This is a genomic window from Bradyrhizobium oropedii, from assembly GCF_020889685.1.
Classification (GTDB): Bacteria; Pseudomonadota; Alphaproteobacteria; order Rhizobiales; family Xanthobacteraceae; genus Bradyrhizobium; species Bradyrhizobium oropedii.
The window spans coordinates 1-7,005 of the sequence record NZ_JACMYO010000296.1 but is presented as its reverse complement, the minus strand read 5'-3'; the positions used below and the strand labels follow the sequence as shown (position 1 = coordinate 7,005).

The window sequence follows — 7,005 nt, the reverse complement described above, 5'->3', positions numbered from 1 at the left end:
CGCAGCGCCCGCAGCCGGAGCCGCAGCACCTGCGGCGGAGCCGCAGCACCCGCGGCCGGAGCAGCGCCACCAGCAGCCGCCGCAGCCGCGGCCTTCTGCTCTTCGGCGAAGCCGGACGGCGGCACGATGGTCACCAGCGTCGCGTCCTCGCGGGTCAGCGACTTCACGCCCGCGGGCAGCTTGACGTCGGAGAGATGCAGCGAATAGCTGATCTCGAGCGCGCCGACGTCGGCCTCGATGTACTGCGGAATGTTGTCCACCGAGCACTCGAGATCGAGCGCGTGGGTGACGATGTTGACGGTGCCACCGCGCTTGACGCCCGGCGAGCTTTCACCGTTCACGATGTGCAGCGGCACGCTGACGCGGATGGTTGCGCCTTCGCCGAGCCGCATGAAGTCGACATGGAGCGGGAAGTCCTTCACCGGGTCGAGGTGGTAGTCGCGCGGAATCACGCGATGCTTCTTGCCCTCGACATCGATATCGAACAGCGTGGTCAGGAACCGGCCTGCCAGGATGCGCTGGCGCAGTTCACGATCGTCGACCGAGATGGTGACGGGGGGCTGGTTGTCTCCGTAGATCACTCCGGGAACTCTCCCGGCGCGACGCTCTGCCCGGGCGGCCCCCTTGCCGCTCTTCGGACGCGCGGTCGCCTTCAATTCCTTGACGGTCGCCATAGCGTTAAGTCCTTGTATTTAAAAAGTTAAAGGCCGCAGCGCGGCCCATGCTCAAGTCCACAGCAAGCCTCCAGGGGTGCGGGGGCCGCGGACGTGGCGGGCTTTTAGCCCCAAAGGGCCGAAATGACAAGGAAATGAAGGGATTTTTCTGCGGCGTTCCCAGCAGCGAGGCCGTAGCCCGGATGGAGCGAAGCGCAATCCGGGGACAGTCCAGCCCGCGGTCCCCGGATTTCGCTTGCGCTCCATCCGGGCTATGGGAGCTCGCAGCTTAGCCGGCGCCGCCGAGCTTGGCTTCCAGCGCAGCGATCCGGGCCTTCAGCGCCTCGTTCTCCTCGCGCGCCAGGCGGGCCATGTCCTTGACCGCGTCGAATTCCTCGCGCTTGACCACGTCGAGGTCACGCAGGATCCGTTCGGCCTGGTTGCGCATGACCGTGTCGACCTCGCGCTTGACGCCCTGGGCGGCACCCGCGGCATCGTTCATCAGACGGCCGATCTCGTCGAAAAACCGGTTGCTGGTCTGGGTCATCTCGCAAAACTCTCCGCGTTCACTGAATCGCGATAAGACAATGGCGATCCCCGCCATCCGGTTCAAGTCCGCCGCGAATGGCAGGCCTCTCGCAGCTTGCCTTGTCATGCTCCGGTTTCCTTGCAATCGTATGAACCCACAACAAAAATCGCACACATAACGCGAGCAGAAACGCCATGATCGAAGAGACTGTCGAAATCCCGACCAAGGACGGCAAGACCACCACCTTCATCGCCCATCCCGAGCGCGGCGGCGCTTTCCCGGTCGTGATCTTCTACATGGATGCACCGGCGATCCGCGAGGAGCTGCGCGACATGGCGCGCCGGCTCGGCACCTCCGGCTACTATGTGATGCTGCCGAATATGTATTACCGCGCCGGCGTGATGGAGCTCGGCCCGATCAATCCCGATCCGGAATCGCCCGAACGCAAGCGCATGTTCGAGCTGATGCACTCGCTCAACATTCCCCTCGTCATGGAAGACACCCGGGGCCTGCTCGCCTATGCCGAGACGCAGAAGGCCGCCAACACAGCGATCATCGGCACCGTCGGCTACTGCATGAGCGGCCGCTATGCGATGAACGCGGCGACGCATTTCGGCGACCGCGTGAAGGCCGCCGCTTCGGTCTACGGCACGCATCTGGCGACCGACCAGCCCGACAGCCCGCATCTTGCCGCGCAAAAGACCAAAGCCGAACTCTATTTCGCCTGCGCCGAGACCGATATCTACGCGCCACAGGAAATCATCGAGCAGGTGAAGGCCGGCATGAAGGGATCGAACAACGAGGTCGAGATCTATCCCGGCACCCATCACGGCTTTGCGTTCCCCAAGCGCCCGGTCTATGACCGCGACGCCGCCGAACGCCATTGGGAGCGGCTGCTGGCGCTGTACCGGCGCAACCTGGTCTGAGGCCCAAAGAAAACGGATGGCGGAGGCCGCGCGCATTCGAGACTACCGTAGCTCCGACGCCGACGAGGTGAACCGGCTTGCGGTGACAGCCTTCGAGCAATTCCGCGACGCTTTCGACGACTGGCCGGCGATGCGCGCCGGCCTGTCAAGAACTTCTGAATTGAGTTCCGGCGGCGAGATCATCGTCGCCGAGCTCGGTAACCGGCTGGCCGGCGCGGTCGGCTATTTTGGGCCCGGCGTCAAAAAGGCCGCATTCTTCGATCAGGCATGGCCGGTCATTCGCATGCTGGTGGTCGACCCCGTCGACAGGGGCAAGGGACTCGGGCATGCGTTGACGTCGGAATGCCTCGCCAGGGCGCGGCGCGACCGGTGCCGGACCATTGCGCTTCACACGAGCCCCATCATGACGGTCGCCTTGCCGATGTATCTCGGGATGGGCTTCAGCAAGGTGCACGACGCTCCGCCCATTCATGGCGTGCCCTACGCCGTCTACACGAAAGCGCTCTGATCCCGATGCCGTTCCTGCTGATCGACTTTCCGGTGTTCAACCCCGTCGCGCTCGCGCTCGGGCCGATCGTGATCCGCTGGTATGCGCTGGCCTATATCGTCGGCATCGTGCTGGGCTGGATCTACGCCCGCTCGCTGATCAAGAAGGACCGGCTGTGGGGCGGTCCGGCGCCGATCACGCTGCCGCAGCTCGACGACTTCATCCTCTGGGTCACCATCGGCATCATCGTCGGCGGCCGCACCGGTTATGTGCTGTTCTACAACCTGCCCTTCTTCATCGCGCACCCGTCCGAGATCCTCGAATTGTGGAAGGGCGGGATGTCGTTCCACGGCGGCTTCCTCGGCTGCGTCGCCGCGGTGATGCTGTTTGCCCGCCGCAACAACATCCCGATCCTGTCGCTCGGCGACATCACCACCGCGGTCGCGCCGATCGGGCTGTTCCTCGGCCGGCTCGCCAACTTCATCAACAGCGAATTGTGGGGCCGGCACGCCGATGCAAGCCTGCCCTGGGCCATGATCTTCCCCAATGGCGGACCGCTGCCGCGCCACCCGAGCCAGCTCTATGAGGCCGGGCTCGAGGGCATCGTGCTGTTCACGGTGCTGGCGACCATGATCCGGATGGGCGCGCTCAAGCGGCCCGGCCTGATCCTCGGCAGCTTCATCACGATCTACGGCATTGCCCGGATCATCGGCGAGCACTTCCGGGAGCCGGACCCGCAGCTCGGATTCCTGTGGGGCGGACTGACCATGGGGATGCTGCTGTCGGTGCCAATGATCATCGTGGGCGCTATCATCATCACGGCCGCCATCCGCCGCAGGGCGAACGGGCCGGCGCCGAGTTCAACGTAAGCAAGTGCAATCCAAGGAAGGCCGTGAGCGAACCCTCCCCACTGCTGGATGAGATCAGGAAGCTGATCAAATTGTCCGGGCCGATGCCGGTCTGGCGCTACATGGAATTGTGCCTGATGCATCCGCATTACGGCTACTATTTGTCGCGCGATCCGCTCGGCCGCGAGGGCGACTTCACCACCGCGCCCGAGGTCAGCCAGATGTTCGGCGAACTGCTCGGGCTGTGGAGCGCCTCGATCTGGCGCGCGATCGGCTCACCCGAGACGCTCCGCCTGGTCGAGCTCGGGCCCGGGCGCGGCACCATGATGTCCGACGCGCTGCGTGCGCTGCGCGTGCTGCCGCCGCTCTACCAGTCGCTCAGCATCCACCTCGTCGAGGTCAATCCGGTGCTGCGCGAGAAGCAGCGCGCCACGCTGACCGGCGTGCGCAACATCACCTGGCACGACAGAATCGACGACGTGCCGGAGGGACCGGCGGTCATCCTCGCCAACGAATATTTCGACGTGCTGCCGATCCACCAGATGGTCCGCCGCGAAACCGGCTGGCACGAGCGCACGGTCGGGATGGATGCCAATGGCAGCCTGTATTTCGCGCCCGCCGCCGAGCCGACACCACATTTCGAGGTGCTGCTGCCACCGCTGGTGCGCGCCGCGCCGTTAGGCGCGGTGTTCGAATGGCGGCCCGACAACGAGATCATGAAGCTTGCCACGCGGGTGCGCGACCAGGATGGCGCCGCGCTGATCATCGATTACGGCCATTTGCGCAGCGACGCCGGCGACACCTTCCAGGCCATCGCACGCCACAGCTTCGCCGACCCGCTGAAGAACCCGGGACAGGCCGACGTCACCGCACATGTCGATTTCCAGGCCCTGGCACGGGCCGCCGAGGATGTCGGCGCGCGCGTCCACGGGCCGGCGACGCAGGGCGACTTCCTCAAGCGCCTCGGCGTCGAGGCCCGCGCTGCCGGACTGATGGCGAAGGCAAGCCCCGAAGTCTCCGCCGACGTCGCTGGTGCGCTGAAGCGACTGACCGATTCCGGACGCGGCGGGATGGGCTCGATGTTCAAGGTCTTGGCCATCTCCGATCCGCACATCACCTCGATCGCCGGACTGAGCGATCAGCCTGACGAGACCGAACAATGACATTGGGATCACCGCTGCTGTCGGCCATACCTGGCCTGCGCCACGCCTTCTTCTCGCGCGAGGGCGGCGTCTCCGAAGGCATCTATGCCGGCCTTAATGGCGGGCTCGGCTCAAACGACGATCCGGCCAAGGTCGCGGAGAACCGGCGGCGAATGGCGGCGCAGCTCGGCGTGCCGCTCGATCATCTCATTAGCGTGCACCAGGTGCACTCGCCCGACGTCGCTGTCGTGGACAGCCCGTGGAACGGCGCGCCGCGCCCGAAGGCGGATGCGCTCGTCACCCGCACCGAAGGCCTTGCGATATCGGTCACGACGGCCGACTGCGGCCCGATCCTGTTCGTCGATCCCAATGCGCGGGTGATCGGTGCAGCGCATGCCGGCTGGAAGGGCGCGCTGACCGGCGTGCTGGAATCGACCATCGATGCGATGGAGAAGCTCGGCGCGGAGCGCGGCGGCATCGTCGCCGCCATCGGCCCGCTGATCCGCAAGGAGTCCTACGAAGTCGGACGTGAATTCGTCGAGCGCTTCATCGAGGCCGATGCGGAGAACGGCATGTTCTTCATTCCCGCCGAACGCGACGGCCATGCGATGTTCGATCTCGCCGGCTTCATCCGCATGCGGCTGGAAAATGCCGGCGTGCTGATGATCGACGATCTCGGCATCGACACCTATTCCGACGAGCGCTGTTTCAGCTACCGCCGCTCCGTGCACCGTAAGGAAGCCGATTACGGCCGGCTCGTTCACGCCATCGCGCTGGAACGCTGACGCCGCCGCGCGTCCTCTTCATTTTCATGCGACAAGCGTCTTGACTCTCCACCTGCGGGAGACCGGACAAGCGGCGCATGACACAACGCACCTACAGCATCGGCGAGGCGGCGCGGCTCAGCGGAATTTCCGTCCGCAAGCTCCGCTTCTATTCGGACCAGGGGTTGCTGCCGCCGGCCGGCCGCACCGCGAGCGGCTATCGCGTCTTCACCGACGCAGAGCTCGTTCGCCTCGACCTGATCCGCTGCCTGCGCGATGCAGGGCTCGGTCTCGACGCGATCAGGGAGGTCCTGACCGAGGAGCTGTCGCTGGTCGAAGCGCTGAAGCTTCGCCTCGAGACGCTGGAAGCTGAGATCGCGGCCCAGCGCCGCGTCGCCTCGGCCCTGCGGGCTGCGTTGCGTTCACCGCAACTCACCGAAGCAGACTTACGGAGATTTCTGACCATGACGCAGCTATCCCGCGCCGAGCGCCGCAACGTCGTCGAACGCTTTTTCGAGAAAGTATCCGACGGCATCAACATCGACCGGAAATGGATCCGGCAGATGATCGAGACCAGCGTGCCCGAATTGCCGGACGAGCCGACGCCGGAGCAATGCGATGCCTGGATCGAGCTGTCGGAGATGCTGGGCGATCCCACTCTCATCGCCAACATCCGCGCCAATGCAGAGGACGTCTGGAATCACCACGTGCTGGATCTCGCCGCCTGGCAGGCCGCCAACGAGACCGTGCTGGCGAGAGCCAAAGAGATTATCGCGCGCGATCTCGGGCCGACGTCGGAGGCCGGCCAGGCCCTGGCCCGCGACTGGCTGGAGACCTCGGCGCGATTGCTGAAGCGAGAACCCGACCTGGAATTCCGCAACTGGATTCGCGGCAAATATGCGCTGCACGACGCCCGTGCGGCCCGCTACTGGGAGCTCGTCGCCATCATGCGCGGACAGAAGCCGGACGCGAGCCCGAACCGCGAATGGGCCTGGATCACCGAAGCGATGCGGCATCATCTGGCCGACTGAGCCGGAAATATCGAGCAAGGAATTCGATCCTCTCCCCGGTCCGGCCGGCCGGATCGGTTAAGTGCTGTGGCCGTCCTGCCCTAGACGTTAAGCCGTTTTAACGATATCGCAGGACGCAATGAGGGAAGCGTCAGACCACCAGTTTCAAACTGGGACAGTCGTGCGTGCCGCGCTCGCAGTCACCTGGCTGGCGATCGCGGGCGTGCTTGGCGGATGCGCGGCCGGCGGCGGCGCTGCCGACTCCTACGCCATGGCCACGCCGGCGAGCGGCGGGGCAACCGTTGCCTTCGAATCGATCGACGGCCCGCCGCCCCAGGTGTTCGACCGCATGGTGGGGGTGCTCGACAGTGAATCCAAGCTGCGCAGCCTGTCGGTCGTGTCGCGCCAGGGCACCGCGGCCTACCGCGTGCGCAGCTATCTGTCGGCGCAAGTGGTACGCGGCCGCACCATGATCTCGTGGGTATGGGACGTCTACGACAGCAACCAGCAACGGGCGCTCCGGCTCTCGGGTGAAGAACCCGCCGGCAAGGCCGGCCGGGACGCCTGGGCCGCGGCCGACGATCTGGTGCTGCGCAAGATCGCCCAGGCCGGCCTCAGCGGCCTGTCCAGCATGATCAACGGCGGC

General features: G+C 65.5%; 8 protein-coding genes and 1 pseudogene. 7 read left to right on the top strand and 2 right to left on the bottom strand.

The features are described from left to right. Both H8A95_RS40750 and H8A95_RS40745 read right to left on the bottom strand, forming a co-directional pair. Positions 1 to 674: pseudogene (locus tag H8A95_RS40750) on the bottom strand (50S ribosomal protein L25/general stress protein Ctc); the annotation flags it as partial. Positions 675 to 942: 268 nt separating this feature from the next. Further along, positions 943 to 1,200 carry an accessory factor UbiK family protein gene (locus H8A95_RS40745; protein WP_024581076.1) on the bottom strand — a complete coding sequence of 86 codons (258 nt, stop codon included), beginning with the start codon at positions 1,198 to 1,200 and terminating at the stop codon, positions 943 to 945. A 176-nt stretch (positions 1,201 to 1,376) separates the two neighbouring features. On the opposite strand from H8A95_RS40745, the gene H8A95_RS40740 reads away from it, so the two are divergent. The 7 genes from H8A95_RS40740 to H8A95_RS40710 form a co-directional block, all read left to right on the top strand. Continuing rightward, a complete protein-coding gene (locus tag H8A95_RS40740) occupies positions 1,377 to 2,108 on the top strand; it encodes a dienelactone hydrolase family protein (RefSeq protein ID WP_229188140.1) in 732 nt (243 codons plus the stop codon). After that, positions 2,041 to 2,616 (top strand): GNAT family N-acetyltransferase, encoded by a 576-nt coding sequence (locus tag H8A95_RS40735; protein WP_229188139.1) that lies wholly within the window; start codon positions 2,041 to 2,043, stop codon positions 2,614 to 2,616. The genes H8A95_RS40740 and H8A95_RS40735 overlap by 68 nt, the downstream gene beginning before the upstream one ends. A gap of 5 nt (positions 2,617 to 2,621) precedes the next feature. Next, the gene (lgt, locus tag H8A95_RS40730) at positions 2,622 to 3,464 is read left to right on the top strand and encodes a prolipoprotein diacylglyceryl transferase (RefSeq protein WP_229188138.1); all 843 of its coding nucleotides are present in this window, start codon (positions 2,622 to 2,624) and stop codon (positions 3,462 to 3,464) included. A gap of 83 nt (positions 3,465 to 3,547) precedes the next feature. After that, positions 3,548 to 4,606, top strand: coding sequence for a class I SAM-dependent methyltransferase (locus H8A95_RS40725; protein ID WP_229188141.1), 1,059 nt, complete (start codon positions 3,548 to 3,550; stop codon positions 4,604 to 4,606). After that, complete coding sequence (gene pgeF / locus H8A95_RS40720) at positions 4,603 to 5,370, top strand: peptidoglycan editing factor PgeF (protein WP_229188137.1); 768 nt, start codon at positions 4,603 to 4,605, stop codon at positions 5,368 to 5,370. Before H8A95_RS40725 ends, pgeF begins: the two co-directional genes overlap by 4 nt. A 77-nt stretch (positions 5,371 to 5,447) precedes the next feature. Then, positions 5,448 to 6,380 carry a MerR family transcriptional regulator gene (locus H8A95_RS40715; protein ID WP_229188136.1) on the top strand — a complete coding sequence of 311 codons (933 nt, stop codon included), beginning with the start codon at positions 5,448 to 5,450 and terminating at the stop codon, positions 6,378 to 6,380. A gap of 118 nt (positions 6,381 to 6,498) precedes the next feature. Then, positions 6,499 to 7,005 (top strand): hypothetical protein (locus H8A95_RS40710; RefSeq protein WP_229188135.1); only part of this gene is annotated, 507 nt, incomplete at its 3' end.